The 26,854-nt window shown below is 57.2% G+C and carries 24 protein-coding genes and 3 pseudogenes; 16 read left to right on the forward strand and 11 right to left on the reverse strand.

Features of this window, described 5'->3' with window-relative positions:
- Positions 1–78: 78 nt before the first annotated feature.
- A complete protein-coding gene (gene chrA / locus CYD26_RS12855) occupies positions 79–1,446 on the forward strand; it encodes a chromate efflux transporter (RefSeq protein ID WP_102052768.1) in 1,368 nt (455 codons plus the stop codon).
- Here chrA and CYD26_RS12860 read toward each other — a convergent pair.
- The gene (locus tag CYD26_RS12860) at positions 1,429–2,901 is read right to left on the reverse strand and encodes a sensor domain-containing diguanylate cyclase (RefSeq protein WP_256588017.1); all 1,473 of its coding nucleotides are present in this window, start codon (positions 2,899–2,901) and stop codon (positions 1,429–1,431) included. The two genes, chrA and CYD26_RS12860, sit on opposite strands and share 18 nt — an antisense overlap.
- A gap of 333 nt (positions 2,902–3,234) precedes the next feature.
- Here CYD26_RS12860 and CYD26_RS12865 point away from each other — a divergent pair, with 333 nt between their 5' ends.
- The 3 genes from CYD26_RS12865 to CYD26_RS12875 all read left to right on the forward strand — a co-directional run bounded on the left by CYD26_RS12865 (position 3,235) and on the right by CYD26_RS12875 (position 4,999).
- Positions 3,235–3,573, forward strand: a complete 339-nt coding sequence (locus tag CYD26_RS12865) for a hypothetical protein (RefSeq protein ID WP_065758808.1) — start codon at positions 3,235–3,237, stop codon at positions 3,571–3,573.
- A gap of 155 nt (positions 3,574–3,728) precedes the next feature.
- The gene (locus tag CYD26_RS12870; protein WP_065758807.1) at positions 3,729–4,016 is read left to right on the forward strand and encodes a DUF3077 domain-containing protein; all 288 of its coding nucleotides are present in this window, start codon (positions 3,729–3,731) and stop codon (positions 4,014–4,016) included.
- 38 nt (positions 4,017–4,054) lie between these two features.
- Positions 4,055–4,999, forward strand: coding sequence for an alpha/beta fold hydrolase (locus tag CYD26_RS12875; protein WP_099775768.1), 945 nt, complete (start codon positions 4,055–4,057; stop codon positions 4,997–4,999).
- Positions 5,000–5,256: 257 nt separating this feature from the next.
- On the opposite strand, the gene CYD26_RS12880 is transcribed toward CYD26_RS12875, so the two are convergent.
- From CYD26_RS12880 to CYD26_RS12895, 4 genes are all read right to left on the reverse strand, one after another.
- Positions 5,257–5,598, reverse strand: a complete 342-nt coding sequence (locus CYD26_RS12880) for a HopJ type III effector protein (protein WP_102052769.1) — start codon at positions 5,596–5,598, stop codon at positions 5,257–5,259.
- Positions 5,591–5,887, reverse strand: a complete 297-nt coding sequence (locus tag CYD26_RS12885) for a DUF1244 domain-containing protein (RefSeq protein WP_065758804.1) — start codon at positions 5,885–5,887, stop codon at positions 5,591–5,593. The genes CYD26_RS12880 and CYD26_RS12885 overlap by 8 nt, the downstream gene beginning before the upstream one ends.
- A 36-nt stretch (positions 5,888–5,923) precedes the next feature.
- Positions 5,924–6,619, reverse strand: coding sequence for a dihydromonapterin reductase (gene folM, locus CYD26_RS12890; protein ID WP_099775765.1), 696 nt, complete (start codon positions 6,617–6,619; stop codon positions 5,924–5,926).
- 87 nt (positions 6,620–6,706) lie between these two features.
- Positions 6,707–7,282: an antibiotic biosynthesis monooxygenase gene (locus CYD26_RS12895; protein WP_102052770.1), complete on the reverse strand. Its 576-nt coding sequence runs from the start codon at positions 7,280–7,282 to the stop codon at positions 6,707–6,709.
- A gap of 218 nt (positions 7,283–7,500) precedes the next feature.
- Here CYD26_RS12895 and CYD26_RS12900 point away from each other — a divergent pair, with 218 nt between their 5' ends.
- Positions 7,501–8,451 carry a MerR family transcriptional regulator gene (locus CYD26_RS12900; RefSeq protein WP_102052771.1) on the forward strand — a complete coding sequence of 317 codons (951 nt, stop codon included), beginning with the start codon at positions 7,501–7,503 and terminating at the stop codon, positions 8,449–8,451.
- An 11-nt stretch (positions 8,452–8,462) separates the two neighbouring features.
- On the opposite strand, the gene CYD26_RS12905 is transcribed toward CYD26_RS12900, so the two are convergent.
- Together CYD26_RS12905 and CYD26_RS12910 are read right to left on the reverse strand one after the other, a co-directional pair.
- The gene (locus CYD26_RS12905) at positions 8,463–9,071 is read right to left on the reverse strand and encodes a hypothetical protein (RefSeq protein WP_102052772.1); all 609 of its coding nucleotides are present in this window, start codon (positions 9,069–9,071) and stop codon (positions 8,463–8,465) included.
- 69 nt (positions 9,072–9,140) lie between these two features.
- Positions 9,141–9,599, reverse strand: coding sequence for a PAS domain S-box protein (locus CYD26_RS12910; protein WP_065758799.1), 459 nt, complete (start codon positions 9,597–9,599; stop codon positions 9,141–9,143).
- Between the two features lie 146 nt (positions 9,600–9,745).
- On the opposite strand from CYD26_RS12910, the gene CYD26_RS12915 reads away from it, so the two are divergent.
- Together CYD26_RS12915 and CYD26_RS12920 are read left to right on the forward strand one after the other, a co-directional pair.
- Complete coding sequence (locus tag CYD26_RS12915) at positions 9,746–10,201, forward strand: flavodoxin (protein ID WP_099775761.1); 456 nt, start codon at positions 9,746–9,748, stop codon at positions 10,199–10,201.
- Positions 10,202–10,405: 204 nt separating this feature from the next.
- Entirely contained in the window at positions 10,406–11,305 is a 900-nt protein-coding gene (locus tag CYD26_RS12920; protein ID WP_099775760.1) for an alpha/beta fold hydrolase, read from the forward strand.
- Positions 11,306–12,048: 743 nt separating this feature from the next.
- Here the strand turns inward: CYD26_RS12920 and CYD26_RS12925 are convergent.
- Positions 12,049–12,267: a hypothetical protein gene (locus CYD26_RS12925; protein WP_099775759.1), complete on the reverse strand. Its 219-nt coding sequence runs from the start codon at positions 12,265–12,267 to the stop codon at positions 12,049–12,051.
- Between the two features lie 333 nt (positions 12,268–12,600).
- Here CYD26_RS12925 and CYD26_RS12930 point away from each other — a divergent pair, with 333 nt between their 5' ends.
- Positions 12,601–15,372, forward strand: a complete 2,772-nt coding sequence (locus CYD26_RS12930; protein WP_145991790.1) for a hypothetical protein — start codon at positions 12,601–12,603, stop codon at positions 15,370–15,372.
- On the opposite strand, the gene CYD26_RS12935 is transcribed toward CYD26_RS12930, so the two are convergent.
- Complete coding sequence (locus CYD26_RS12935) at positions 15,344–16,123, reverse strand: IclR family transcriptional regulator (RefSeq protein WP_065758794.1); 780 nt, start codon at positions 16,121–16,123, stop codon at positions 15,344–15,346. The two genes, CYD26_RS12930 and CYD26_RS12935, sit on opposite strands and share 29 nt — an antisense overlap.
- A 172-nt stretch (positions 16,124–16,295) precedes the next feature.
- Between CYD26_RS12935 and hmgA the strand changes: the two genes are divergently transcribed.
- The 3 genes from hmgA to maiA are packed head-to-tail and all read left to right on the forward strand — an operon-like array spanning position 16,296 to position 19,535.
- On the forward strand, positions 16,296–17,597 hold the full coding sequence (gene hmgA, locus CYD26_RS12940; RefSeq protein ID WP_102052775.1) for a homogentisate 1,2-dioxygenase: 1,302 nt from the start codon (positions 16,296–16,298) through the stop codon (positions 17,595–17,597).
- Positions 17,598–17,600: 3 nt separating this feature from the next.
- Positions 17,601–18,893, forward strand: coding sequence for a fumarylacetoacetase (gene fahA / locus CYD26_RS12945; protein ID WP_102052776.1), 1,293 nt, complete (start codon positions 17,601–17,603; stop codon positions 18,891–18,893).
- Between the two features lie 15 nt (positions 18,894–18,908).
- Positions 18,909–19,535 carry a maleylacetoacetate isomerase gene (gene maiA / locus CYD26_RS12950; RefSeq protein WP_102052777.1) on the forward strand — a complete coding sequence of 209 codons (627 nt, stop codon included), beginning with the start codon at positions 18,909–18,911 and terminating at the stop codon, positions 19,533–19,535.
- Between the two features lie 18 nt (positions 19,536–19,553).
- Here maiA and CYD26_RS12955 read toward each other — a convergent pair whose 3' ends face one another.
- Complete coding sequence (locus CYD26_RS12955; protein ID WP_102052778.1) at positions 19,554–20,360, reverse strand: SirB1 family protein; 807 nt, start codon at positions 20,358–20,360, stop codon at positions 19,554–19,556.
- A gap of 119 nt (positions 20,361–20,479) precedes the next feature.
- On the opposite strand from CYD26_RS12955, the pseudogene CYD26_RS12960 reads away from it, so the two are divergent.
- Positions 20,480–21,499, forward strand: a pseudogene (locus CYD26_RS12960) (Leu/Phe/Val dehydrogenase).
- A gap of 5 nt (positions 21,500–21,504) precedes the next feature.
- Here the strand turns inward: CYD26_RS12960 and CYD26_RS12965 are convergent.
- A complete protein-coding gene (locus CYD26_RS12965) occupies positions 21,505–21,771 on the reverse strand; it encodes a YebG family protein (protein WP_065758788.1) in 267 nt (88 codons plus the stop codon).
- A 276-nt stretch (positions 21,772–22,047) separates the two neighbouring features.
- Between CYD26_RS12965 and CYD26_RS12970 the strand changes: the two are divergent.
- The 4 genes and pseudogenes from CYD26_RS12970 to CYD26_RS12985 form a co-directional block, all read left to right on the forward strand.
- Positions 22,048–22,296: pseudogene (locus CYD26_RS12970) on the forward strand (phosphate-starvation-inducible PsiE family protein); the annotation flags it as partial.
- A 146-nt stretch (positions 22,297–22,442) separates the two neighbouring features.
- Positions 22,443–22,880: a phosphate-starvation-inducible protein PsiE gene (locus tag CYD26_RS12975; protein WP_102052780.1), complete on the forward strand. Its 438-nt coding sequence runs from the start codon at positions 22,443–22,445 to the stop codon at positions 22,878–22,880.
- A 449-nt stretch (positions 22,881–23,329) separates the two neighbouring features.
- Positions 23,330–26,494, forward strand: a complete 3,165-nt coding sequence (locus tag CYD26_RS12980) for an Eco57I restriction-modification methylase domain-containing protein (protein WP_102052806.1) — start codon at positions 23,330–23,332, stop codon at positions 26,492–26,494.
- 68 nt (positions 26,495–26,562) lie between these two features.
- Positions 26,563–26,796, forward strand: a pseudogene (locus CYD26_RS12985) (phosphate-starvation-inducible PsiE family protein); the annotation flags it as partial.
- Between the last annotated feature and the right edge of the window lie 58 nt (positions 26,797–26,854).

Genomic DNA, 26,854 nt, shown 5'->3' on the forward strand with positions numbered 1-26,854 from the left:
TTCAAGCGTTCATCATACGGCCTCACCCGAATGAATACCTTTACCGGGCCTTAATACGGGCAATCAGGGATCCTCAGTATGACGCACATCGCACCGAAGGCAGCCGACACCATCGCCGTACCACCGCCGCCGGTGAGTTTTTGGCACGCCTTCGTGTTTTGGCTCAAGATGGGCTTTATCAGCTTCGGCGGCCCGGCCGGGCAGATCGCGATCATGCACCAGGAGTTGGTCGAGCAGCGGCGCTGGATTTCCGAGCGTCGGTTCCTGCATGCCCTGAACTACTGCATGTTGCTGCCCGGCCCCGAAGCGCAGCAACTGGCCACCTACATCGGCTGGCTGATGCACAGAACCTGGGGCGGGGTGATTGCCGGCGTACTGTTCGTGCTGCCATCGCTGTTTATCTTGATTGGCCTGTCCTGGGTCTACATCGCCTTTGGTGACGTGCCGGTGGTGGCCGGGTTGTTCTATGGCATCAAGCCTGCCGTGACCGCCATCGTGATCCAGGCGGCTCACCGTATTGGCTCACGGGCACTGAAAAACAGCTGGCTGTGGGCGATTGCTGCGGCGTCCTTTGTCGCGATCTTCGCCCTTAATGTGCCGTTCCCGTTGATTGTGCTGGGCGCCGCTGTGTTGGGTTACCTGGGCGGTCGTTTTGCGCCGGCCAGGTTCAGTAACGGCGGTGGGCATGCTGCAAGCCGGGCCACCTTTGGCCCCGCGCTGATCGACGATGAAACCCCTACACCCGCACATGCACGTTTCCGCTGGTCGCGTCTGGTGCAACTGTTGGTTGTTGGCGCGGTGCTCTGGGTATTGCCAATGGGGGTGTTGACGGCGCTGTTTGGCTGGGGCGGTACCTTGACCCAGATGGGTTGGTTTTTCACCAAGGCTGCACTGCTGACCTTTGGTGGTGCCTACGCGGTGCTGCCCTACGTTTATCAAGGCGCGGTCGGCCACTATGGCTGGTTGAGCCCAACGCAGATGATCGATGGCCTGGCGCTGGGTGAGACCACCCCCGGGCCGTTGATCATGGTGGTGGCTTTTGTCGCCTTTGTGGGCGCTTACCTGCAGCAGGCGCTGGGGGGCGAACACCTGTTCCTGGCCGGCGCGGTTGCCGCGTGCCTGGTCACCTGGTTCACCTTCCTGCCGTCGTTTCTGTTCATTCTGGCGGGTGGCCCGCTGGTGGAGTCGACGCACAACGTGCTGAAGTTCACCGCGCCGTTAACCGCCATCACCGCGGCTGTCGTCGGGGTGATCCTCAACCTGGCGCTGTTCTTTGGTTATCACGTGCTCTGGCCCAAAGGCTTCAGCGGTGCGTTCGATGGGGTATCGGCGTTGATCGCCGTGTCGGCCGCAATTGCGCTGTTCCGCTTCAAGCGCGGCGTGATACCGGTTCTGATGGCGTGTGGGCTGGCCGGGGTGGTCGTGCAGTTACTGCGGCACGCATGACTGAACGGTGCCCTCAACGGCACTCGCGACCACGCGGTTGCGGCCCAACTGCTTGGCCTGGTACATCCGGTCGTCCGCCAGCTTCAGGGTTTCGGAGAGTTCTTTGGCGTCGTCCGGCCAGTGGGCGACCCCCAGGGAAATCGTGATGTGCCCAACAAGCGCCATGGGTGCTTGTTCAACGGCCACGCGCAGGCGCTCGGCAAAGTTGCCGGCGGCTTCAAGTGAGGTGCCAGGCAGCAGGATCAAAAACTCTTCGCCACCCACGCGGCATACGCTGTCCGCTTCGCGCGAATACTTCTGCATGATTTTCGAGAGCTGCACCAGGACCTTGTCGCCGGTGTCATGGCCATAGGTGTCGTTGACCCGCTTGAAGTGATCGATGTCGAGCACCACGACGGAGAAGGCTGTTTGCTCGCTGCGGTAGGTTTCCAGTACTTGGGCCATGGCCCGCCGGTTGAGCAGGCCCGTCAGCGGGTCGGTTTGTGCGTCCTTGTTCAACTTGCCGATCTTGCTTTGCAGCAAGGAGATGCCTAACAGCAAGGCGCGCTTGATCTGGGTTGACTCGAAGTACCAGGATTTTACCGCGCGGATCTTGCCCTGCACTTCCGGGCTGTCCATGTTCTTGGCGCAGTCGGCCAGCTGCCCCAACGGCGTCGAGATCAGCCGTGCCAGCCACCAGATGGCAAGCATTCCCAGCAGGCCAACCGGCAGAATGCCCTTGAGCATGTTGATCATCAGCGTGTTCAACGCCAGCAGCGATGTCTCGATCGGCTGCTGAGAAACGATGCCCCAATGCGCCGAGGTAATGGGCGCGTAGCCGGCCAGCATCTCGACATCGGCGGTGTTGATGACCTGGCTTTTTCCGCTTTCGCCACGAATCACGGCATCAATCACCGTGTTGGGGCCGACGGCCTCGCCGATCCGATTGGGGTCGGGGTGGTAGAGCAGCTTGCGGTTTTCATCGACGACGTAAATGTAGGAGCTGTCGGTGTAGAAGTGGCTGCCCAGCAGGCTGTGCAGCATGCTCTTTTGCTTGAGGTAAATAGTGCCGCCGATAAACCCGAGGTAGACGCCTTGGTCGGAAAAAATCGGATGGGAAATGAACACCACCAAGTTGCCGGCGAACGAGACGAAGGGTTGGCTGATAAAGGGCTTCTGTTCAGTCAGTGCGCGCTGAGCATTCACCGAAGTAAGTGTACTTCCCACGATCTGAATCGTTTCAGGTGATATGGCTACAACTTTTCCCGTGGCATCGGCAACGGTTACCGAGTTGAAACTGTCGGTCTGGGATTTCAGGCGTTCAACTTCGTCTAGTGCTTGGCCAAGCCCGTCCGGCTTGCTCATCATGCGCGCGCTGTAGGCGAGTTGTTGTTGGGCCGAATGCAGGAATTGATCGGTACTGGCAGCCAGTTTCGCCGCATAAATACGGTTTGATTCGAGTGTGTTGTCGATCAACTGCTGGCGCTAAACGCGATAACTTGAATAGAGCGCGTTGCCTAGCGTAATAAGTGCAGTCGCAATCGCGAGAAGCAGTATTAAACCACGAAGGTCAATCTTGAAAAGCGACTTGCCACTCATCTAAAACGAACCGATATTTGCATTTGGGCGGCATTATCATACGGCATTTCACCCTCGCTTGGCCGTGGCTTTTTGTCTAAGTTGGCTGAGCATTTTTGCAATCTGTGCTTGTACCCATGCACTGTGCGCGCTCATTCTGGGCAGCGCCCGCGCCTGTTAACAGGTGCGGTGCGGGTCAATATTCCCTGCATTACCCAGGTGGCATATCGCATGAAAGAGGCAACGCAGCACTTGGCACTGTATGTTCGCGCGCTGCATGGCGCAGAAAGTACGGTGTGTGTTCGCGACTATACCGTCAGCTCAAACAGCACCGTGGATGAAGGGCTTGAGGTCAGGGAAGACACCCTGACCGCGACGTTTACCAACGGTGTGGTCATTCGGCGCACCCTTGAACAAGACCGCTTGCCGGTCAGTGCGGACACCTGCCCCGAGTGCTGGATCATCTATGAAGTGCTGGAGTGCCCGGTCGACCAGTTTACGGTTGCGCCCGCACACATGACCTTCAATTCGACGTGCCGCGAAACCTGGTGGATGACCTACCACAACTAGTGCCCGCGCGCAGGTGAAGTGCTTTCACGCACAGAGCCACGCTTTGCTGTTGCGTGCACCGGGGGCCGCCGGTATGGTTGCGCGGTCACGGTCAATCCCGTGACCGACCTTGGCCGGTCGAGAACGTTAGGTTCACCTCTAATCAAGGAGTTCCTATGCACACCTCCGATTCCCCTCCGATTACGACCGCACAAGGTGTGGTGTTCCATTGCACGGGCGATGCACACCAGCAGCGCGCGCTGTTCTGCGTGGTTGACGGTGTACCGATAGCCGATGCGCTGAGCAGCATTTCCGATTTGTTGGCCCCCGCGCGAGCGGCGGTGTATGCCGCTGCCATGGGTGAGCAGGTGCTGGCCGGAGACAGCGCCTGGCTGGTGCACCATAGCCTCGACAGCGCCAAAGCCGTGGTGGATGCCCTGATCGGCACGCTCAACCCGCCGTAAAGGTGCTAGCGTTGACCCCACTATAAAAAGGGGGGCGCATGTCGATCATCCTTCAGCAGCACCCGGCGCCGGTTGCCGGTGCCTCAGGCGAGGCGTTTCGTGAGCAGGCCGCCGATGGTTTCAGCCTCGGCGGTTTTACTTGGCGTCATGGCAAGGCCGATACCGCGCGGGCGGTGGTCATCATCAACGCGGCTACCTCGGTACGCTGCCGGTTCTACTTCCGTTTCGCCGAGTACCTGTTTGCCAATGGCTTCGATGTGATCGTCTACGACTACCGGGGCATCGGTGAGTCGCGGCCGGCGTCGATGCGCGGGTTTCAGGCGTCCTGGTCCGACTGGGGCGTACTGGATTTCGAGGCGATGCTGCAGCGGGCGATGCGTGTGTTTCCCGGTCAGCCCATTGATGTCATCGGCCACAGTTTTGGAGGGTGTGCCGCGGGGCTGGCGCCTTCGTCGGCGGTGATTCGGCATTTGGTCACGGTGGGGGCGCAATTTGCCTACTGGCGTGATTACGCGGCGGCCAGCCGTTGGCAACTGGTGTGCAAATGGCATGTGTTGATGCCGTTGTTGACACGGTTGTGTGGCTATTTTCCGGGCAAGCGGCTGGGCTGGCTGGAAGACACGCCGGCTGGCGTGGTGCGGGACTGGAGCCGATCCAGTGCGCGCTATGAAACGCGGCCCAGTGGTCAGGCGTTGGCCGAGTTGCACTTTGCCCGGGTGACGGCGAAAACCCTGGCCATCAGCCTGAGCGATGATCCGTTTGGTACCGTACCGGCGATTGAGCGTTTGCTGGCGTATTTCAAGGCCAGCCCACGCGTGCACCTGCGTATTGCCCCTGAAGATATCGACGAGGCGCAGGTGGGGCATTTTGCGTTTTTTCGTAGCCGCTACGAAGGGCGTTTATGGCCGATTGCGTTGGGGTGGTTGAAGCGTGGCGAACTGACCGCGTGCGCACCGGGGCGGGTGGTCCCGCCCTACGCCTGACATGCGCGGCCTGCTCCAACAGAAAATGCAGCCTGTAGGAGCCGGGCTTGCCCGCGATGCAGACGCCGCTCAGCCACTGGCACCCCGCTGACGTCATCGCAGGCAAGCCAGCTCCAACAGGGATTGTAGGAGCCGGGCTTGCCCGCGATGCAGGCGCCTCGTATCCACTGGCACCGCGCCGGGGCCATCGCAGGCAAGCCAGCTCCAACAGGAAATGCAGTGTTCTGCAAAGATCCCTATTGGCGATGCCGTTTGGGTCAGGCTTTGCGCTTCAGCGGCTGTGCGCTGAATTTCACGCCCGCCAGGCCGTGCTCGATCAGGGCGCGGATGTTGGCGTGGTCGGTGCCTTGTGGTGTAGCCACTACGCTGCGGTAGTGTTCGCCGAACGCCAGCAGCGCTTCCTGGTCGCTCAGGCCTTCCAGCAGGGCCAGGCCCAGGGTTTTGCACGAGCCTTCGTTCTGCCCGGCTGCGTTTTCGACGCCGCCATTGTTGAACGCCTGTGGCTGGTAGTCGTAGCCCGCCGCGATGAACGCCAGGGTGTCGGCAAAGACGTGTTCGCCGCTGTTGAGGCTGGCGCGCAGGGTGGTCAGGTCAGTCATGGGTTTTTCCTTTGGCAAACGCCGCCTGTTGTTCTGGGCTGGCTTCTTTCTGGTATTGGCTTTTCCACTCGGCATAAGGCATGCCGTACACCACTTCGCGGGCGTCATCCAGGCTGAGGTCGATCTGGCGCTCGTCGGCAGCAGCCTTGTACCACTTGGACAGGCAGTTACGGCAGAAGCCGGAGAGGTTCATCAGGTCGATGTTCTGCACGTCGGTACGCTTGCGCAGGTGTTCGACCAGGCGGCGAAAGGCCGCCGCTTCGAGTTCGAGTTGCTCTTGAGGCGTCATGGCTAGTCTCGTGAAGGTGTGGCGCAGTGGGTCAGTTTACCGCGATACGGCTTTTTTCAGGTGACGACCGCCGTTGATCACCACGCTGCTGCCCGTGCTGTACTGGCTTTCCAGCAGGAAGAGCACCGCATCGATCAACGGTTGAGCCCCGGGCTCGAACTCCAGCAGGGCCTTTTTCAGGGTTTGCTGGCGGTACTCTTCGTCGCTGTTTTCCTTGAGGATCAGCAAGCCCGGAAGGATCGCGTTGACGCGTACGCGCGGTGCGTACTTTTCTGCAAAGGACAGCACCATGTTCTGCAGCGCCGCCTTGGTTGCGGCATAGCCAATATGGCTTTTGCTGCCGCGCGAGGAGGTTTCATCGCAGATATGGATGATGTCTGACTTGTCCAGCTTCAGCAGGTGTTCGCCCAGGGCCAGGTTGAGGTGGTAGGGCGCCTCTACATGCAACTTGAACATGGTATTGAGGTTGGCCAGGCTGTCGTCCAGCCACAGCGAGGCGTTGTGGATGATAGCGCGCAAGCCGTCGAAGTTGTCTTGCAGGAACTGGATCAGCGCCAGGCGATCTTGCTCGTCGCACAGGTCGGCCTGGAACTGGATGATGTTCGGGTGCGCGGCCTCTGGGCTCTTGCTACGGCTAGCGCTGACGACGGTATGGCCGGCTTGCGCAAGCCTCAGAGCCAGTGCCAGGCCAACACGTTGGCTGGCTCCGGTGACTAGAATTGGGCTGTTCATGTAAGGGCGGTCAACTTTTCTTACGTGTTCGCAGGGTTAGTGCCCAGCATACCCGAACTGCGCAGTGTTGCACGCGCCCTGAGCCGGCTAGCGGCTTTCCAGTGTGGGGGCCGTGGGCGCGGCGGGGTGTGTGCTGCTGGCGTTGAGCCAACCGGCCAGGCAACGGGTCGACAGTGGGATGAAGACGTAGACCATCATCGGCGTCAGGGCCAGGGTGCTGAGCAACACGCGTGGCAGCAGGCTCAGCTCGGCGAGCCAGTGGCCGAACAGCAGGTTGAAGGCCAGCGATACCGGGAAGAACGCCAGCCAGATCGCCACGGCTTGTTTCCAGCGGGGTGGGCGCTGTGCGGCATTGCTGCCAAACCAGCCGTCGATACCACTGACACGGTGTTCCGACGGTTGTTGAAACAGGCCGTTGCCGCGGGCGAGCCATGCCGTGCGTGAGGCCGAGTGCTCCCAGGCATGCAGGGTTTTTTCGTCGGCAAAGCGAAAGATGATCTGGAATTCATCGTCTTGCGGCGGCGGGGCCAGCACGCCCGAACCCAGATAACCGGGAAAGTCGGTGGCCAGTTGTTCGCCTTCACGTAACAAGGCGATCAGGTCCTGGTAGCGGCCATTGGCAACGCGGCGCGCCACCATCAAGGTAACGGGTGGGGTAGACATCGTGTATCTCCTGGCTTTATGGAGGCGGCGGGTAGCCGCGCCCATGGAACGCTGCCCGGGTTGGTGGGCAGCGTTTGAACACAAGCAAGGATTATTCCGTAAATGGGCTGGCGCGTCAGTGCTGATCTACGCCGGGTGGGTTCAGATCGGTCTTGTGCCTTGGCGGCAATAGCGGAGTAGAATGGCCTCCACCTTCTGAAAATGCGGCTGTCCCGGCGATGACTGAATCCGCTCATCCCTCCCTGAGCTCCACTGCCCTCGATTACGAGGAGCTGTTTCCTATCCGTGAGGTGTCCCGATTAACCGGTATCAACCCGGTGACGTTGCGTGCCTGGGAGCGCCGTTATGGGTTGATCCAGCCAACACGCACCGAAAGTGGGCATCGGCTGTATTCCCAGGCCGATATTGACGAGGTCCGTAATATCCTCGGCTGGATCGAACGCGGTGTGGCGGTGAGCAAGGTCGGTAGCCTGCTTGCCAAGAGCCAGGTCATCAAGGCGCAGACGCTGCAGGCACCACCACAAGGCGTGCAGAGCGATTGGGCGCAGTGGCAGGTTCAGTTGCGCCAAGCGGTGCGCTCGTTCGATGAGCGCCAGCTTGAGCAAGTGTATGGGCAGGTGTTTGCCAGTTATCCGCTGGTGGTGGTGTTCCAGGACATTCTGATGCCCGTGTGGCAGGAACTGCGCACGGCCCAGGAGGTGTTTGGCCAGCTCAGCGAGTGGCTGTTCCTCGACGGTTTCCTGCGGGCCCGCGCCTTGCAACGTTTGCAGTTGGCGCGTGAGCAGCAAGAGCTCCATGTCGTGCTGGCGGCAATCCCTGGGCAATGCCGTGAGCTGGAGCTGTTGGTGGCCGCGTTGTTGCTAGGCAGCAGCGAGGTCGCCGTGAGCGTGCTGTCGCTGGGGCAACCGCTGGAGGAGTTGAGCCTGGTGTGCGAGCGCATCAAGCCTCATGCCCTGGTGTTGTTTTCCAATCATCCACCGGCCCCTGACCTGCCCAAGCGTCTGGCGCGCCTGGCGTTGGGCCTGGAGTGCCCGCTGTTGTTCGCCGGCGAAGCCGCAGACCTCGCCCAAGACCTGTTGATCGGCTCGCAGGTGGCGTGTCTGGGCAGTGAAGGGCGGTTGATGCGCAGGCGGCTGCAGCAGTATCTGGCGGGGCACCTCGATACCTGAAGGTGCGGCCTTCAGGCCGCGTGCACATCCGGATGCGCGCGGCGGTGTTGTTGCAGAATGTACTCGCGCAGGCGCTCGGTCTCGGCAGGGTGGCGCTGGCTCAGGCGATAGGCGGCAAGGCCGTCCGCCGCGCGTCGTTGCAGGGTGCCCTCAAGCGCAATGGGCACCTCTGCGCTCCCGGGGTTGAACCACAGCGAGAATCGCGCAGGTGGCTCTGGCTGGCGCACTTCAAGCAGTACCCCTTTGAACGATATCTCCCGTACCCATAGATCCGTGCTCAGGCCCATGTCGTCTTCTAACGCAACCGGCGTGTCCAGGGTCAGGCGCCAGGGGCGTACCATCGGCCCGTCTTCGTAGATGCTCGGCGCGCCCACTTGCAGGTGCGTGGCGTGGAACTCGTCTTCGACCAACTGCAGGGGAAAACTCATCTGGTGGTTTTCGAACTGCGCTTGCAGGGTGACCTGTTCGTGGGCGATCAGGCGGGTCAGCAGGTTCTTGAGTTGGCTGTCGCTGTTGAGCAGCAGGCTGGCGGTCGCATCCGCCACATCGAACTGCGGCGAATGTTGCATGTTCTGAATGAAGTCCAGCTCATCCTGGGTGAGTAGGGCGTCTGTTTGCATGGTCAAACCCGGAAATCTTGATCGGTCTACGAGGCGGTAAATTGATGGACAACAATCTGCCCGCTTTGTTTACGACCGTTGGTCGCTTTCCAGTACCTTGATGCGGGCCAAGGCCTCGGCCAGTTGCTGCTCCAGCTGTGCCGCACGCTGTTCGGCTTCCACCTGGCGGCTGACATCGTTCTGAATGCCAATGAAGTACTTCAGCTGATCGGCTTCATTGTAGACGGGCGTGATCGACAGTTCGTTCCAGAAGGCGGTGCCATCCTTGCGGAAGTTGTGCAGGATTTCTCGGCAGGGGCGGCCTTCCTTGATGGCTTGGCGGATACGTGCGCGTGCCGGTTGGTCGCGCTCGTTCTGTTGCAGGAAACGGCAGTCGCGGTAGAGCACATCGTTGGCGGTATAGCCGGTGATACGCTCGAAGGCGGCGTTTACGTAGATCAGGATGGTGTCGTCGCCTTCCTGTTCCGCGACCACAATGCCGTCTGTGGAGGCGTCAATCATGCGTTGCAGCAGTTTGGCGTTGATCATGGACAAGGGCCTGCAAAATGGGAAGAACGACCTGACAGGATGGCTGATTCTAGAAGATTGCGCGTAGCCCTACACCTTTGGCGTGGGGCCATTTGCCAGCCTGCGGTGTTAGTATCCTACGTTTTTACTCAGTTTCGGAATCTACTATGAAAGTCGCCATCCTTTCCGGTTCGGTCTATGGTACTGCCGACGAAGTTGCTCGCCACGCCGAGTCGTTGCTCAAAGCCGCTGGTTTTGAGGCTTGGCATGCTGGCCGGGCGACCCTTCAAGACCTGCAAGGTTTTGCCCCAGAGGCTTTTCTGGCCGTGACGTCGACCACCGGCATGGGCGAATTGCCAGACAACCTGATGCCGCTGTTCTGTGAAATCCGCGATGCCTTGCCGGCAATTTGGCGTGGATTGCCTGGTGCCGTGATCGGTCTGGGCGATTCGAGCTACGGCGATACCTTCTGTGCTGGCGGTGAACAATTGCGCGAATTGTTTGCCGAGATGGGCCTGAAGGAAGTGCAGCCGATGCTGCGCCTGGATGCCAGTGAGACCGTTACCCCGGAGACCGATGCCGAACCCTGGTTGGCCGGGTTTGCTGCTGCCCTGCGCGGCTGAGCAGTGCTGTTGGTCGCCTTGTCCTGACATTTTTGCGCAATGACTCACACGGTCAATAGGCTGGCTGGCAATGCAACTCTCGGGTTGATCAAAGCTGGCTAGACTGTTTGCCAGCAGCGCACATGAACGTGCCGAGGTGATTGCAATGAATACCGCCAATACCTTGCTCAACAGGACTTCGACCACGCCACGGGGACTGCGCAGATGCCTCTTGCCGAGATACCGTTAAGTGTCTGGCGCACCCGGGGGCATCATTTTTCGTTCCGGGGCCAAACCCTCCGTTACTGGACCGCCGGCCATGGCGAACCACTGCTGTTGCTCCATGGCTTTCCAACCGCCAGTTGGGATTGGCACTATCTCTGGCAGCCTCTAGCACAGCGCTATCAGGTGATTGCCTGTGACATGCTCGGTTTTGGCGATTCCTCAAAGCCCCTGCACTACAGCTACAGCCTGATGGAGCAGGCGGATATCCAGCAGGCGTTGCTCGAGCACCTGCAGGTCACTGAGCCCGTGCATCTGTTGGGGCATGATTATGGGGCTACGGTCGCTCAGGAGCTGCTGGCGCGTCACCATGAAGGGCGGGCGCAGATCGCCAGTTGCGTGTTCCTCAATGCAGCGCTGTTCCCCGAGTGCCATCGGCCTCTGCTGATTCATAAGCTGCTGCTCAGTCGGCTTGGCTGGTTGGTGGCACGCTCTTTCCGGCGTGATGATCTGGTCAATTGCGTCAGCAAGATCTATGGGCCTCGCACCCGTCCCAGTGAAAGTGCGCTGGATGACTGCTGGAGCCTGATGGTTGCCAACCGTGGCATGCGGGTATTGCACAAGCTCAGTACCTACCCGTTGGAGTGCATGACCTATCGCGAGCGCTGGGTCGGGGCGTTGCTGGTGGGCGGTGTGCCGCTACGGTTTATCAATGGCCTGGTAGACCCGGTTTGCGGAGGCCATGTGGTTGAGCGTTACCGGCAGTTGGTGCCGGAGCCCGATACGGTGCTGCTGCCGGGAATTGGCCATTACCCACACACTGAATCACCGGTCCAGGTGCTGTATCACTACCTGGCGTTCCGCGCTTACTCCCGGCTGGGGCGGCCACTGAAACAGGCCTGATCCTGAATGTTGAGGATGTTCCTGTTGGTGTGGGCCCGGTGACGCTGCCACAAATGATTTGATTCTGGCACCGATCGCTCATCGCTTCACTGCGATGACGCGGCCGACTGAAGCCCGCAGCGGTACAGAATAAAAAAGGCCGCTGCAAAGCAGCGGCCAAGTAAGACGTAGATCAAGGAGCTTCAAAATCAACGTCGGTGAACTGGGTAGGTACTCCGCTATTGAGTAAGCCTACAAGCCTGCCAGGAGTTGCTTGTTGAGCGGCTCTACTGGGCAGGTGGGCTTAGAATAAGGCGCTGATCTTTCAGGAAAAATAGTGGTTTCTGACATTCTCTTTTACGCAGGCTGTAATAGTTTTAGGTTATGCAGCACTTTCACCGCAGGCAAGACGGCGTGTTGGTGTTTTGTTTGCGGGTGTTTTTTATGTCAGAAAACAGGCAGTAAGTGGGTTGTAAAAAAGCGCGCTGAAGGAAAACACTTTTAAGTACTGGGCGCATTAATTGGATCCATTAGTTCTGATTAATTTTGATACTTTTCAGGCACTTTCTCCTCTTGGGTTTGCACGTTCTTGTGGGTAGTTTCTTGGCCGCTAATAACCACATTCACAAGGATGGCGAATGAATACCTCTACACCGTTTACATTGTCCACTGAACGACTGGAGAACTTCAGTGTGCAAGAGCTTCTACTTGAAATGACCAATACCGTATTGAAGATACAGTCGGTTTTAAGCACGGCCCCTTCTTTAGCGCAGGTCATACGTCAACAGTTTCAGGTGCGAATGGCTGCGTTGGGTTGCGATGTTGATCTTCAGGCCTTGCGGGTTCAACAGGGCGTACCGCTGATCGACCTTGCGCTGCAGGCCATGATTGATCAGCAGGCACTGTCGCTTGAGCAAATGGGCCCGCAGCTTTTCGCGGCGGGTGTAACTCAGCCCATCGATGCCGATGTAAACCTTATTCATCAGGTGCTTGGCGAACTGCTTCCCCAGTGGGCTGATACATGGTTGGAGCAACTTCAAGATTTTTGGGCGGGTGCGTTAAGCCCCGATGAAGCGTTTGGCCCAAACAGGCTTCACCAACTGCTGGCCTATCTGTTCTTTCTCGATATTCATTTATGGGCCAAGGGGCGACCTGAAAGGGCCGCCCGTTGCAAGCAGTTGGAGGAGAGCATCTTTAATGCTGATGCGACGCTCAGGACACTTTCGCTGCTTGACGATAGCGGGCAGGCCATTCCACTTTCGCAGGCCTTCGTATCAGGTGATTTTGCCGAGCATCCCGCCGACACGGTGGTGTGTTTGTACAGCACCTGGGATGGGCTAGGGCTGTATGGTGATCTTCAGTCGCTGCTGGGTGACGTGACGTGGCGCCTGCAAAAAACTGAAACGCGTCAACCACTGTTACAGCACTTGGCGCCTGCGCAACAGGCCCTGCTTCAGGGGCAGACGCTCACGGTTGTCGAGCAGCCTTTTGCTGAAGACGTGTTCAAACAACACGTTGCAGATCTGCAGCGTACTCAGCGACAGTGGTTTCTCGACATCCTGCAGAACGCACGTGCTCACTCGCAGCCTGCACCTCAGGTGTGGGAAGCGCTGGCTGCGATGGAGCAGCAGCGCGTACTGGTTTCAACGCTTCAGGCGCGTCATGCCGATCGCCTCAGGCAGTACCGTGTTTCCCGTCAACCAGACTGGTTGCGGTTTCTGGTCGGTGACGAAAAAGTCGCTTATGAGCAGCGTGAAAAAACGCTCGAAGATGCCCAACTGCGTGTAGATACGTTGCTTGAGGGGCATGCCAGCCATGAGGATTATGCCCGCCTGCAAATCCAGGCATATGTGCAAAAGCATCTGGGGCTGACCATTGACGCTGAGCAGGTTGTGCTCAATGTCGCGTACTCAATAGACCTCGATGGCCATGTACAAACCGGCAGCCGGCAATTGAGCCTTGGCCAATGGGTGCTCTCGGGAGGCTATCAAGGGCAAGAGGCTCAGGTCGTTGTGCAGGTTGTCCAAGGGCCAGACCTTTCGGCGCAGTTCATTGCTGCGATGATTGCCGAGCTGAATCTGCGCATGGGTTACATCGATGCCGTGCAAGCCCTTTACCTGACAGAGGAGGGAACAGCGGCGATGGCCGACGCCCTGCAGGCGCGCTTGTCGTTGTCGTTTCTGAGTGCGCGTTATCAGGGCATGGACCCAACGGCATTTGAGGTGTTTGAACGCCTTGCTCAGCACAACGGCTCGTTGGCGTCGCTGGGTGTCGAGGTGGGATGTGTGTTGCTCAATGAGCAAGGGGTGGTACTGAAGGATCTGTTCTATGTGCGTTATCCCCAGGGTGATGACTGGCGCTATATCGTTTACGCGCCGGGTGCGCCAGGTGGGGATGTCAGGGTGTTTGACGCTGTGCATCATCTGAGCGACGCCATGGCTGGGTGGTCAGCTACAGCGCCAGGCTGTGATTATCTGGTCGGCCAGGTTGCCTTTGCAGAGCGGTCCGGCTTCAGGCGCCATCTTGAGCAACAGCATCGCTCCACCACGCATTGGATACGTAACAGCATGGTGCTGAAGCCTTGGGAGGCAAGCACATGGAGCGACGCGCTGTCCAAGATTGCCTCAATGAAAGTGGAGGGTCTGCTGGATGAGCTGCAGGCCGTCACGCCGCAATGGTACCGCGATGCTACCCCCAACGACCGTCAGGCACTGAGCAACCTGGACTTCATGTTGCAGGCACTTGGCCAGGAATATGAAAAACACTACAGCCTTCCCCATTTCCGAAGCTTTGCCCACCATGAAGTCGGGCAATGGCTCAACACGTTGCTCGGTTCGAACTCAACGGGTGGCTGGGTAGACCCTGACACGGTGTTGGTAACACTTGAGGCGGGCGCCGAGATGACGTTGACTCAAGTGGTGATAAGCGGATACGGCAGCAGTTTCAATTTCGAGGAGTTCGCCAGGTTCGCCTCAACCCGTGGGCAGGATCTGTCGAGGCTTGATCGTCGACGTGTGGCGAGCTACATACGTTCGGCAAAGTTGGGGGAGCGCTATATCGCGCAGGCCAAGCAGACACTGGTGAAGACCGATGCGAAATACGGCCTGTATCGCGCATTGCATGGCCACTTGTTGCGCCTGCAGATCACGCGGACCGCGCTCTGCGAAGTGTTGCAGGGGAACCTTTCGTCAGCGCAGCGCCGCTGGATGAAGGCGACGGTCGAATCGCTGCTGGAACTCGAACCGCCCGTGGTGGGTGGCGACAGAACCTACCAAAAGGACGGTGTGTACCAGCTTGCCTTGCGCGGCCAGCGTATCGAAGGTGTCTATATTCTCCGGCACATGCAGGGCAATGCCGCGGACGACCTGCTGTACACACCGGATGCCCCTGATGGCCGCTGGTTGCGCAGTCGGGAAGACCTGATCAGTCAATGGAAGGCGTATGGCCTCGGTGATTACTTCTATCGCCGAGTGGCGATCAAGGATCAGCGGATCATCGGTACCTTGATTAACGATATCGCGCGCGCGGGTGACCCCACCGATCTGATCGTCAGTGCCTACGGTGAGTACACCCGGATCAGTGATCTTGGTGATGAGTTCGATGCCATGACGCTGCGCATCATCGACGATGTTGATCACGACACGACCAGCGTTGCCGAGCGGATATCGCGGTTGTTGTTTGAGGTGGTGCTCAGTACCGCGTCCATTCTTTCGATGCCGTTTCCACCGGCGTCAATGGCGATATCGGCCTTTACTACGTTGCGAGCATTCACGAAGGGGGCGCTGGCCTACCGTGATGGTGACCGGGCTTCAGCGCTGGTTTCCTTTGCGTTGTCAGGGTTGGGGGTGTTCTCGATGGTAGGGGGATGGGGGCGCTTGCTTGCTGCCCTTTCCAAGTTGTCGAGTGGGCCGAGCTCTGCCCAGGTGGCGTTGCTCAAAAACTTGTGCAAGGAGCTCGTAGCACCCGTCGCCCCCAAGGCCGCGACCCCGACCTACAAGGTGTTCAAGGAAGAGCTGACGCTGTTCCTTGGTGACCTGGAAGCCAGCGCGCAGGCGCTCCCTAAAGGTCATGCCCCATTCGCCAGCTAATGGTTTTTGCAGTGGCCAGCAGCCGTTGAGCGGCTGGCCCCTGTTCATCGGCATGAAAGATCGAGGTCGGGCCGACCACGGTGATAACCGCCGCGATCTTGCCGACCGCGTTGAACACGGGTGCTGACAGCGCATCGACGCCCGGCATCAGCAGGCCGTGGATATGGTGCAGGCCACGTTCGCGGATTTGCGCAAACAAGGCGTCGTACTCACTGGCGGTCTGCTTCAGGGCCGCCAGTTCCTGATCGCGCAGCTCGAGGGTTTCGCGCTCCGGCAGGTAGGCCCCGAACACCAGTCCGGTGGATGAGCTGAGCAGCGGCAGTACCGAGCCGATCTGCGTGACTACGGTTACGGCACGCACGGCAGGCTCAATGCTGACCACGGTCGGGCCCTTATTGCCCCATACGGCCAAAAAGCAGCTTTCATTAAGCTCATCACGTAATTGCGACAGCGGCATTGCGCCGACCTTCAATACATCGATGCCACCCAGTGCGGCCAGGCCGATGCGCAGCGCTTCACGGCCCAGCCCGTAGTGGTTGGTCGCCGGGTTCTGTTCGGCAAAACCGCTGGCGATCAACGCCTGCAGGTAGCGGTGAACCTTGCTTGCGGGCATTTGAACGTGTTCGGCCAGGCGTGACAGTGACGTGGCGGGCGACAGTTCAGCCAGGGCCTTGAGGATGTCGGTGCCGACCTCTGCCGAGCGAACCTTCTGTTTGCCGGTGCTATCGGCGGTGGAGCTGGCTTTGGCCATGGGGCATTCGATCCGGGAGAGACAGGAGGGCGTCTTTATAGCTTGACGGACTTTGGCAATCAAATTACGTTATGCGTAATGTGATTACGATAAAAATAATGCAGACGTGCTGTCACCGCCTGGTCGGTTCGCAGCCAACTGCCCGTAACCGGCCTCATGGCCAGGAGTCTCGATGAACCTCGATTCCACGTCCTCACTCAGCTACCAGAGCGGTTTCGGTAACGAATTCGCCAGCGAAGCATTGCCGGGCGCCCTGCCCATCGGGCAAAACTCTCCGCAAAAGGCCCCGTACGGGCTGTACGCCGAACTGTTCTCCGGCACCGCGTTCACCATGACCCGCAGTGAACTGCGCCGCACCTGGATGTACCGTATCCGGCCGTCGGCCCTGCATCCGGCGTTCGAGCGCCTGGAGCGTCAGTTGGCCGGTGGCCCATTGGGCGCGGTGACGCCAAACCGGCTGCGCTGGAACCCGCTGGATATCCCCGCCGAGCCGACCGATTTCATCGACGGCTGGGTCGCCATGGCGGCCAACTCGGCTGCTGACAAGCCAGCGGGTGTGAGCGTCTACAGCTATTGCGCCAATCGCTCGATGGAGCGCGTGTTCTTCAACGCCGACGGCGAACTGTTGCTGGTGCCGGAGCAGGGCCGCCTGCGTATCGCCACCGAGCTGGGTGTGCTGGAGGTCGAACCACTGGAAATCGCCGTGCTGCCGCGTGGCTTGAAGTTCCGTGTCGAACTGCTCGACGGTACCGCGCGCGGCTACATCGCCGAGAACCACGGTGCGCCGCTGCGTATCCCGGACCTTGGCCCGATTGGCAGTAACGGCCTGGCCAACCCGCGTGATTTCCTGGCGCCGGTGGCCCATTACGAAGAGCACCAGGGCCCTGTGCCGTTGGTGCAGAAGTTCCTGGGTGAGCTGTGGGGCTGTGTGTTGCAGCATTCGCCTTTGGATGTGGTGGCGTGGCATGGCAACAACGTGCCGTACAAGTACGACCTGCGCCGTTTCAACACCATTGGCACCGTCAGCTTCGACCACCCGGACCCATCGATTTTCACCGTACTGACCTCGCCGACCAGCGTGCCGGGCATGGCCAACATCGACTTCGTGATTTTCCCGCCACGCTGGATGGTGGCCGAGAACACCTTCCGTCCGCCATGGTTCCACCGCAACCTGATGAACGAGTTCATGGGCCTGATCCAGGGGGCTTATGACGCCAAGGCCGAAGGTTTCCTGCCTGGCGGTGCGTCGCTGCACAGCTGCATGAGCGCCCATGGCCCGGATGCTGAAACCTGTGCCAAGGCGATTGCCGCTGACCTGGCACCGAACAAGATCGATAACACCATGGCCTTCATGTTCGAGACCAGCCAGATGCTGAGACCGACGCGCCATGCACTGGAATGCCCGCAATTGCAGGCCGACTACGATAGTTGCTGGGCATCGTTGCCGAGCACCTTCACCCCGAATCGGAGATAACCCATGAATCAGTCCGCCATTGCCCGTAGTTGGGTCGATCACGCCAACGGGCATAGCGATTTCCCGCTGCAGAACCTGCCCCTGGGTATCTTCAGCCGTAACGACCAGGCGCCACGCTGTGGTGTTGCCATTGGCGATGCCATCCTTGACCTGGAAGGCGCTTTGGCCGCGGGCCTGTTCGAGGGCCAAGCCCGTGCTGCTGTCGAGGCTACCCGTGGCGGTGCGCTGAATGCGTTCTTCGCATTGGGCCGTGGTGCCCGGGTTGCCCTGCGCGAGCGTCTGCTGGCGCTGTTGGGTGAACACAGCGAGCACCAGGCCGCACTGCGACCACTGCTGTATCCGGCTGCTGAGTGCCAGTTGCACCTGCCTGCTCGGATTGGCGATTACACCGACTTCTACGTAGGCATCGAACACGCCAAGAACGTTGGCAAACTGTTCCGTCCGGACAACCCTTTGCTGCCGAACTACAAGTATGTGCCGATTGGTTATCACGGCCGTGCTTCGACCATTCGTCCGTCGGGTACGGATGTCCGTCGGCCGAAGGGCCAAACCCTGCCTGCCGGGCAGAGCGAGCCGACCTTCGGCCCTTGCGCACGGCTTGATTACGAGCTGGAGCTGGGCATCTGGATCGGCCAGGGCAACGCGTTGGGCGAGGCCATTCCGGTGGCCGAAGCGGCTGAGCATATCGCCGGCTTCTGTCTGCTCAATGACTGGTCGGCACGTGACATCCAGGCGTGGGAGTACCAGCCACTGGGCCCGTTCCTGTCCAAGAGCTTCATCTCTACGGTTTCGCCGTGGGTGGTGACGGCCGAAGCGCTGGAGCCGTTCCGTTGCGCCCAACCGGCACGCCCGGAAGGCGACCCGCAGCCACTGCCTTACCTGCTCGACAAGCGCGATCAGGCGCTGGGCGCCTTCGACATCGAGCTGGAAGTGCTGCTGGTGACCGAGCGCATGCGTGAGCAGAACCTGCCGGCCCATCGCCTGACCCTGAGCAACACCTTGAGCATGTACTGGACCGTGGCGCAGATGGTCGCGCACCACAGTGTCAACGGTTGCCAGCTGCAATCGGGCGACCTGTTCGGTTCTGGCACCCTGTCGGGCGCTAAACCCGGCCAGTTCGGCAGCCTGCTGGAGATCACCCAGGGCGGCAAGGAGCCGATCGAGCTGGCATCCGGCGAAGTGCGCCGCTTCCTTGAAGACGGTGACGAGATCATCCTGCGCGCCCGTTGCATCCGCGACGGTGTTGCCAGCATCGGTTTTGGTGAGTGCCGCGGCAAGATCCTGCCAGCACACTAAAAAAGAGGGCAGGGCATGGAACTCTATACCTACTTTCGTTCGACGTCGTCGTACCGGGTACGGATTGCCCTGGCGCTCAAGGGGCTGGATTTCCAGTCCCTGCCGGTCAACCTGCTCAAAGGCGAGCAGCGTGAGCCTGCGTTTTTGGCGCTCAATCCTCAGGGCCGTGTACCGGCCCTGAGGGTCGACTCGGGGGCCTTGTTGTTACAGTCGCCGGCGATCATCGAGTATCTGGAAGAACGTTATCCACAGCCGGCACTGCTGCCTGCTGCACTTGAGCAACGCGCTCAAGTGCGTGGGGTGGCGGCGCTGATTGGTTGTGACATCCACCCGTTGCACAATGTCAGTGTGCTCAACCAACTGCGTCAGCTAGGGCATGACGAAACGCAGGTCAACCAGTGGATCGCCCACTGGATCAGCCAAGGGCTGGCGGCGGTTGAGCAGTTGATCGGTGACAGTGGCTACTGCTTCGGCGCACAACCGGGCTTGGCGGATGTCTACTTGATTCCCCAGTTGTATGCCGCGCAGCGGTTCAGCATCGATCTCGGCGCTTATCCTCGCATCAATCGGGTAGCGGCGCTGGCCGCGCAACACCCGGCGTTCATTCAGGCACACCCGTCTAACCAACCGGATACCCCATGACGCGGCAGGTGATTAGGTTCAATGAATCGATGTCGCTTTGGGGGGCAGGTGGCTCAGGCGCTCGGTCAGGCGTAAACGCTGGATCGGGTCTTCGCTGAGCAACAAGGCATGCTCCAGGTCGAAACGTTCGGCCTGTGGGCAATCCAGTCGCTGGTAGAGCGTGGCTCTGGCCAGGTAGTCACTGGCATTGGCTGCCCCTAGTTCGACGACCCGTTCAGCATCTTTCAGTGCTGCCAGGTCGTCGTCATGGGTGGTGTGCAATTGCCGCAGGTTGCGTGAAAGGCGTTGCAGCATCTGGCGTGGGCTGGCGGTCAGCAGGTGTTCTGCGCTCAAGGTCATTTGCGGGCCGAACTGCAGGCCGAGCAATTCGCGACAGTCGGCAGGGTACAGGCGACGTCCACCACACGGGTCGAGCAGGTGGTCGGCGCCCGGTACTCGCAGCAGGAAGTATCCCGGAAAGTTCACCCCCTCCAGTGGAATGGACAAGCTGCGGGCCAGTTCGAGGCTCAACAGTGCCAAGGCCAGCGGCTGGCCGCGACGGCGCAGCAGCACCTTGTCCAGCAAGGCTGCCTGAGGGCGCAAGGGGTAATACTCATCCTGCTGAAACCCCAACGCGCAGAGCTGCCGCAGCAGAGGCTGGGCCAGTTCGTTCACAGACAACATGGGCAGGCCAACACTGACCTCGCGTTGCAGCGTTTGCACCTGCGCCAGGCAGTCGGCAGGTTGCACGCCGGGGTCATGCTCGGCGGCGATCCACAACCCCGCTTCAAACAGCGCGACAGGGTCACGTTCGAGGCAGGCCAGACAGGCTTTGCGTGGGTTCATGAAAGTCTCCGCTTACGCTTATTTTTTAGCCCCCTGCGTGGCTTTCGTCCAGTAGCGCTATCAGTTGCCCGGAGCGTGCCTATACTTGCATCAGCACCCAGCAATTCGGGAGCTTGTCGATGTTTTCGCTGATGCAAAGCACGCGCACCCACTCGCTGCACCTGTGTATCGATCCTCCGACCGGGCTCAAGGCCGTGATTGCTATCCACAGTGAGCAGCGTGGCCCCGCCATGGGCGGGTGTCGCTACCTGGCCTACCCCGACGATGACAGTGCGATGATCGACGCCATTCGTCTGGCTCAGGGCATGAGTTACAAGGCTGCATTGGCCGGCTTGCCGCTGGGTGGGGGCAAAGCGGTGATCATTCGAAACCCGCATGTAGAAAACCGAGCCGCGCTGTTTGAGGCTTTCGGGCGTTTTGTCGATTCTCTCGAGGGGCGGTACATCACGGCTATCGACAGCGGTACGTCGACGCTGGACATGGACTGCATTGCGCAAACAACACAGCATGTCACGAGCACCACGGCGTCAGGTGATCCCTCGCCGTATTCGGCCATGGGCGTGTTTGCCGGTATCCGTGCGACTTCAATGGCGCGCTTGGGCAGCGACAACCTGGAAGGCTTGCGCGTGGCGGTGCAAGGGTTGGGTAATGTGGGCTTCGCCTTGGCGGAGCAGTTGCATGCGGCGGGCGCAGAACTGCTGGTCAGCGATCATGATCCTGGGCGGGTGCAATTGGCGATGGAGCAGTTCAATGCCCATCCGATTGCGTCTGAGGCGCTGATCAGTACCCCATGCGATATCTTTGCGCCCTGCGGTTTGGGTTCGATTCTTACAGGGCAGAGTGTAATGCAGCTTCGTTGTGCTGCCGTTGCAGGGTCGGCGAACAACCAACTGACCACCCTGCAGGTGGCCGATCAGCTGGAAAACCGCGGCATCCTGTACGCACCGGATTACATCATCAACTCAGGCGGCCTGATTTATGTGGCGCTCAAGCACCAAGGTGAATAGCTGCCGACCATTACCGAGCACCTGGCGCGCATTCCGTCGCGGCTGACAGAGGTCTTTGCCCATGCCCAGGCAGAGAAGCGCTCGCCAGCGCGCGTTGCGCAAACCCTGGCCGAGCGGCTGCTATACCCTTGAGTGGGTTACTCGGCAGGGCTTTCGTCACCCAGCAGTTCGCTGAGCGCGTCGGGTTGGCTCTTGAAGGCCTTGGCGAAGACGTCGCGGTTTTTCGCCATGTAGATACCGGCGTCCTCAACCTGCTGTTCACTCAGTGACGGCACGGCTTTCTTCAGCACTTCGGCCAGCAGTTCAGCCAGCTCGAGCATCTTGTCGTGACGGTCTGCTTCGGCTTTATCCATGAACAAGCGCTCCAGGTCTCGGCTGCTGCGGTACACCACTTCGACGGCCATTCATCACCTCACATGCCTTTCGATAATTGAACAATACGAATACTGTATTTTTGTACAGTAAAGAGGATAAGGCAATCCCTCGGCTTTGAATAGTGGCATTTTTGTAGCCCCTGCCTCGGTCTTTAGCCCCCGGTCGCATTGAACGGGTGCACGCGCACGTGCCTTGCGGCAATCTGCCGCCTTCTCAAACCCAGTGCCTGGCCTTTTTACTGCATGCAGATAAAGCGTCATGTACTTGCCGCATTCTCCTTCAAGCCGTATCAAGGAATCTGTACCGTGAATAACAATTGGGCTGACAAACTGCGAAAAAGCCTGCATGGCTCTGCCGACTCACTGGGTAACTTGTGCGTTGAGGCGTTCCATTACCTGGCGTTGTTCGGTATCGGTGCGATCACGGCTTACGCCGCTGTAGTGACCTTCCTGGAGATGCTGGGCAAGGGCGGTGTCAGTGTCGATGACATCCTGCTGTTGTTCATCTACCTGGAATTGGGGGCGATGGTCGGTATCTATTTCAAGACCAATCACCCTGTATCTAACATTTATTCTCAATGCATGACTTTTATAAAAACCAAGCAAAATCATTGGCTTATGGCGTAGGCTTTCTTCTTTTTTGTTCTGAAATGCTGTGTTGATTTTTTCTGCCGATTTCGGCGTGTGTTGGGAGAGAACGTATGAAATGGGCGGATCGGATGCGCGTAAGGGTTCATGCTGGGGCAAACAGCCTTGGGAACCTCGGGGTTGAGTTGTTCCACTACCTTGCGCTTTTTGCGATTGGGGCGATCACAGTCTACGCAGGCATTACCACCTTCATTGGAATGCTTCATCAAGACAAAATCAGCGTCGATGACATTTTGCTGCTGTTCATCTATCTCGAGCTTCTGGCTATGAGCGGAATTTATTTCCGCACAAATCACATGCCATTGCGGTTCCTGCTCTACATCGGCGTAACGGCTCTGATTCGACTGCTGATCAGCGATGTGTCGCATCATAAATCGCCAGATGAAGGGATTCTTTACCTCACAGGTGGCGTGGTGCTGCTTGCCGTTTCGATTCTGGTCGTGCGATATGCCTCGGCACGTTTCCCGTCTGTGAAAGAAAAGACGGATTGACAACGAATCAATGAATTTGGTCGCTATTATGCGGCCTTTTTTATGTGCGTGTTTTTATGAGTTAAGCCAGCGTCTGTTATCTCCGTGCGTTGGCGTGGTGTATATAATTTATTGCTTACGGTAATTTTGGTTTTCTAAGTTTGGTGTAAGGTATTGGTTAGCTGGCGGTGCAGGGTTTAATATTTGGTATGGTGTTGTGTTTTCTTGTGTTGAATTAATGTTATTTTATTTTTCGTTGTGCGCAATGTGATTTGAATATGCTCGCATATGTTCTGATTTCTATTTTTTAAGTTTGGTTGGGTGCGGGTCGCGGAATTAGAGAGTATTTAAAAGAGAAAGTTGGATTCTGTTAAATGAAAGGCTGGCCATTCCAATTGGCTCTGTAATGGTATAGAATGCCGACCATTTTTGAGTTTCGGCGGAAGCTGACGATAATATTGGAGAGCAGCTTGGAAAAGAAAGTTTATGATGCGATAAGCATCAAGCGAGATCGTCCTTGGGCTAATGAGGAAGAGGTTCGAGTTGCTTGGATTTCCGCTATCGAAAATGCGCTTGGTATTCATTTTGATGCTGAAAGAGCAAAGCAAGATGCCAGCTACAATAATGTAATTATTGAATTTAAGGCTCCAAGCTTTTTTAAAGGTTCAAAAAATAGTCCGAAATTTATCGAGGCTACGGAAGATCGGCTTCTAAAATATATTATTCGTCAGTCAGAAAAGCAGGGAATTCCGCAAGATGAGTATATTGGAATAGCCATAGATGGCGATCATGTATGCTTTGCTCAGGTCGTCAGTGGGAAAATAACTACCCAGCACCTCCTGCCTTTTTCAGAAGCTTCAGTAAAACTCGTAATTGAAGCCATTGGTAATAATTACCGTAGGGCAGTAACATCTGAAAATCTTATTGAGGACTTTGGGCAGGGCTCGCCCGAAGCTATTACGCTGATGCAGTGCTTGGCGGATGCGTTAGCTCGTAGTCTTGAAGATGCAAATAATAATAAGATAAAAATGCTATTCGAGGAGTGGAGGACTCTCTACGGCCAAGTCGCTGACTTGTCAGCAGAGCAGCAAAAAACGATCAATACTACTCTGAGATTCAAGTGGCATGGGACAGCCGCGCAGGCAATGTCGGGGCGACTTTTTGTAATCCATACCTACAACTCGTTGGTGATAAAGCTGTTGGCGGCTGAAATTGTCTCAGCTCACAATTTATCTTCACAAATCAGCCCTACTCAGAGAATTGCGTTTCTGCCTGATGGGAATCAATTGATAGAAAGCTTGGACTCTGATATCGAAAGAGGACGAATTTATACTGATGCTGGTATCAAGGGCTTTATCGAAGAGGCGATATTTAGTTGGTATCTGGATGCGAGCAGGACTGATCCGAAAAAAGATTCGATTATCGAAGCGTTGAGAGGTGTTCTTGGTAAGCTTGCTCTTTATCGCACTGATCGATTAGAGAGGACTCGCGATGTTCTAAGGGACTTCTATCAGGGTTTAGTCCCTGAAACGCTGCGTAAAAGTCTTGGTGAGTTTTATACTCCTGATTGGCTCGTTGAACATACTCTATCAAGCGCCGATGTGGCGGATTGGTTGAATGTTAGGGGCTTGGACCCTACTTGCGGCTCTGGTTCTTTTGTAATCGAGATGATAAGAAGAAAGAGGAATGCAGCTCTAGAGGCTGGGCTTGATGCTGCTTCTACAGTAGATCTCATTTGCGAAAACGTCTGGGGTTTTGACCTTAACCCTCTTGCAGTGCAAACAGCGCGTGTAAATTACGTTATGGAAATCGCTGATTTGCTCAGAGATTGCGCAGGCAAGGATGTGGAAATCCCCATTTTGCTTGCTGATGCGATTTATTCTCCGGCGAATGATCCCTCGTCGGAAGATGATGTGGTTTCTTATTACATCGGCAGTCAGGTAGCTAAGCTGAACATACGTTTGCCAGGTGCTCTCGCATGGGACAGGGCATTGCTTGATCAAGTATTCGAGGTTATGGGGGAGGCGGTTGAGGCTGATAAAGAATATGAGCAGGCTGAAAAAAGTCTTATCAGTTCAGGGTTGATTCCTCTCGAGAAAATAGGCTCATGGCGCAAGCCGCTGAATGAAACTTATGATCAGGTTCTAAGTTTGCACAGGCAGAATTGGAATGGGATTTGGTTTAGGATTGTCCGAAATTTTTTCTGGTCCGCAACTGCTGGTCAATTTGATTTGGTATGTGGCAACCCACCGTGGGTTCGCTGGTCTAAATTGCCAGAGGCTTATCGTGAAAGGGTAAAGCCTACCTGTGAACAATATTCTATTTTTTCAAAAACTAAATTTCATGGTGGTAATGAATTAGATATTTCGGCAATCATAACCTATACCACAGGCGATAAATGGTTGAAGGTGGGTGGTAAGTTGGCCTTTGTGATAACGCAAAGTATTTTTCAATCTCCTTCGTCATCAGGATTTAGAAAGTTTAAAGTTGATGAGAGTAACTGGCTGAATCCCAAGTTTGTTGAGGATTTGCAAAACGTTAAGCCGTTTCCGGATGCCGCTAATAAAACTGCGGTTGTGCTTTTTGAAAAAGGCGCTGAAGCACCTACTTACCCTATTCCGTATCGGGTTTGGGATGCAGCGAAAAAGGGTGGAAGATCCATCAAACCTTCTTCCAGTCTTGAAGTTGTTCTGAACTCAATGAGCGTTGTTGATAAAGAAGCAGTTCCGGTTGGTGATGAGGGAAGTCCTTGGGCTATTCTAACTCCCGGTCGTTGGGGGGCTATTAGCGCTTTGGCTGGTGCATCTTCGTGGGTTGCTGGCCGTAAAGGTATAACCGCAGACCTCAATGGTGTCTATTTCGTGCCTATTGAGAAGGTATTGAGCAATGGTTTGGTTCAGATAAAGACAAGGCCAGAGGCTGGTAAGCGTGATATCGGGGCTGCACGCTCTGTTCGCATCGAAGCAGATATGCTTTTTCCTTTGATTAAGGGCGCGAGTGATTTCGAAGCCTGTTATTTCAAACCTTCGCATGGCTTGTATGCATTAGTTCCTAATGCCGGAATAGTGCAGAAGGCATATGCAGACTCTTTAAAGCAACTGGAATCCCTGCCAAAAACTAAAGCCTATTTCAATTCTTTTGAAGGGGTCTTGAGAAGTAGGTCCACCTACAAAGGTAGGATGCCCGGTGCTCCATATTATGCAATTTACAATGTGGGTGATTTTACCTTTAAGCCTTGGAAGGTGGTATGGGCTGAGATGTCTGGAAGTTTTTCGGCGGCGGTAGCCGGAATGGGAGACGTTCCACACATCGGTCCACGACCGTTTGTTCCTGATCATAAAGTTTATTTCGTGGCTTTTGATGACTCAGCATCAGCTTGTTTTCTATGCGGAATACTAAATTCCGAGATGGTGAAGGAGTATGTAGAAAGTCATAACATTGCTATTCAAGTGGGTAATATATTTAAGCATATGAATTTGCCTAAATATGATCCGGCAAAAAAGATGCATGTTGAACTTGCTGAACAGGTTAAGATCGCACATGAAGAGAATGATGCTGAGAAACGGGCAGTCATATTGGCGTATATTAGAAAGCGTGGGGATGAGATTTTAAATCTATGGATTAATAATAAATAAGCTGAGGCTGTGCCGCTGCGCACTATAGTGGTGCGCGGTGGTGATTGTGGCAGGCGGCGGCCCGAGACAAGACCAACCACATGCCAATCCGCTTCCTGTTGTATGTGGCGATCACCGCCTTGACCCGTCTGCTGATCGGCGATGTATCGCATCACAAGGCCCCCGACGTAGGCCTGTTGTATGTGTGTGGCGGTATCCTGCTGCTGTCGTTCTCGATCCTGGTGGTTCGCTTCGCCTCGTCCCGCTACCCCTCGAGCAGGGCAATTAACGCCAGCGGTAAGGACATCGAAGAGGCCAAATAGGGCTGCTCGGTTTGTGTTGGAGCAGGCTGCCTGCGATGGCGTCGGCGTTGTGCCAGTG

It is taken from the genome of Pseudomonas sp. FFUP_PS_473 (genome assembly GCF_002858665.1).
GTDB lineage: Bacteria > Pseudomonadota > Gammaproteobacteria > Pseudomonadales > Pseudomonadaceae > Aquipseudomonas > Aquipseudomonas defluvii.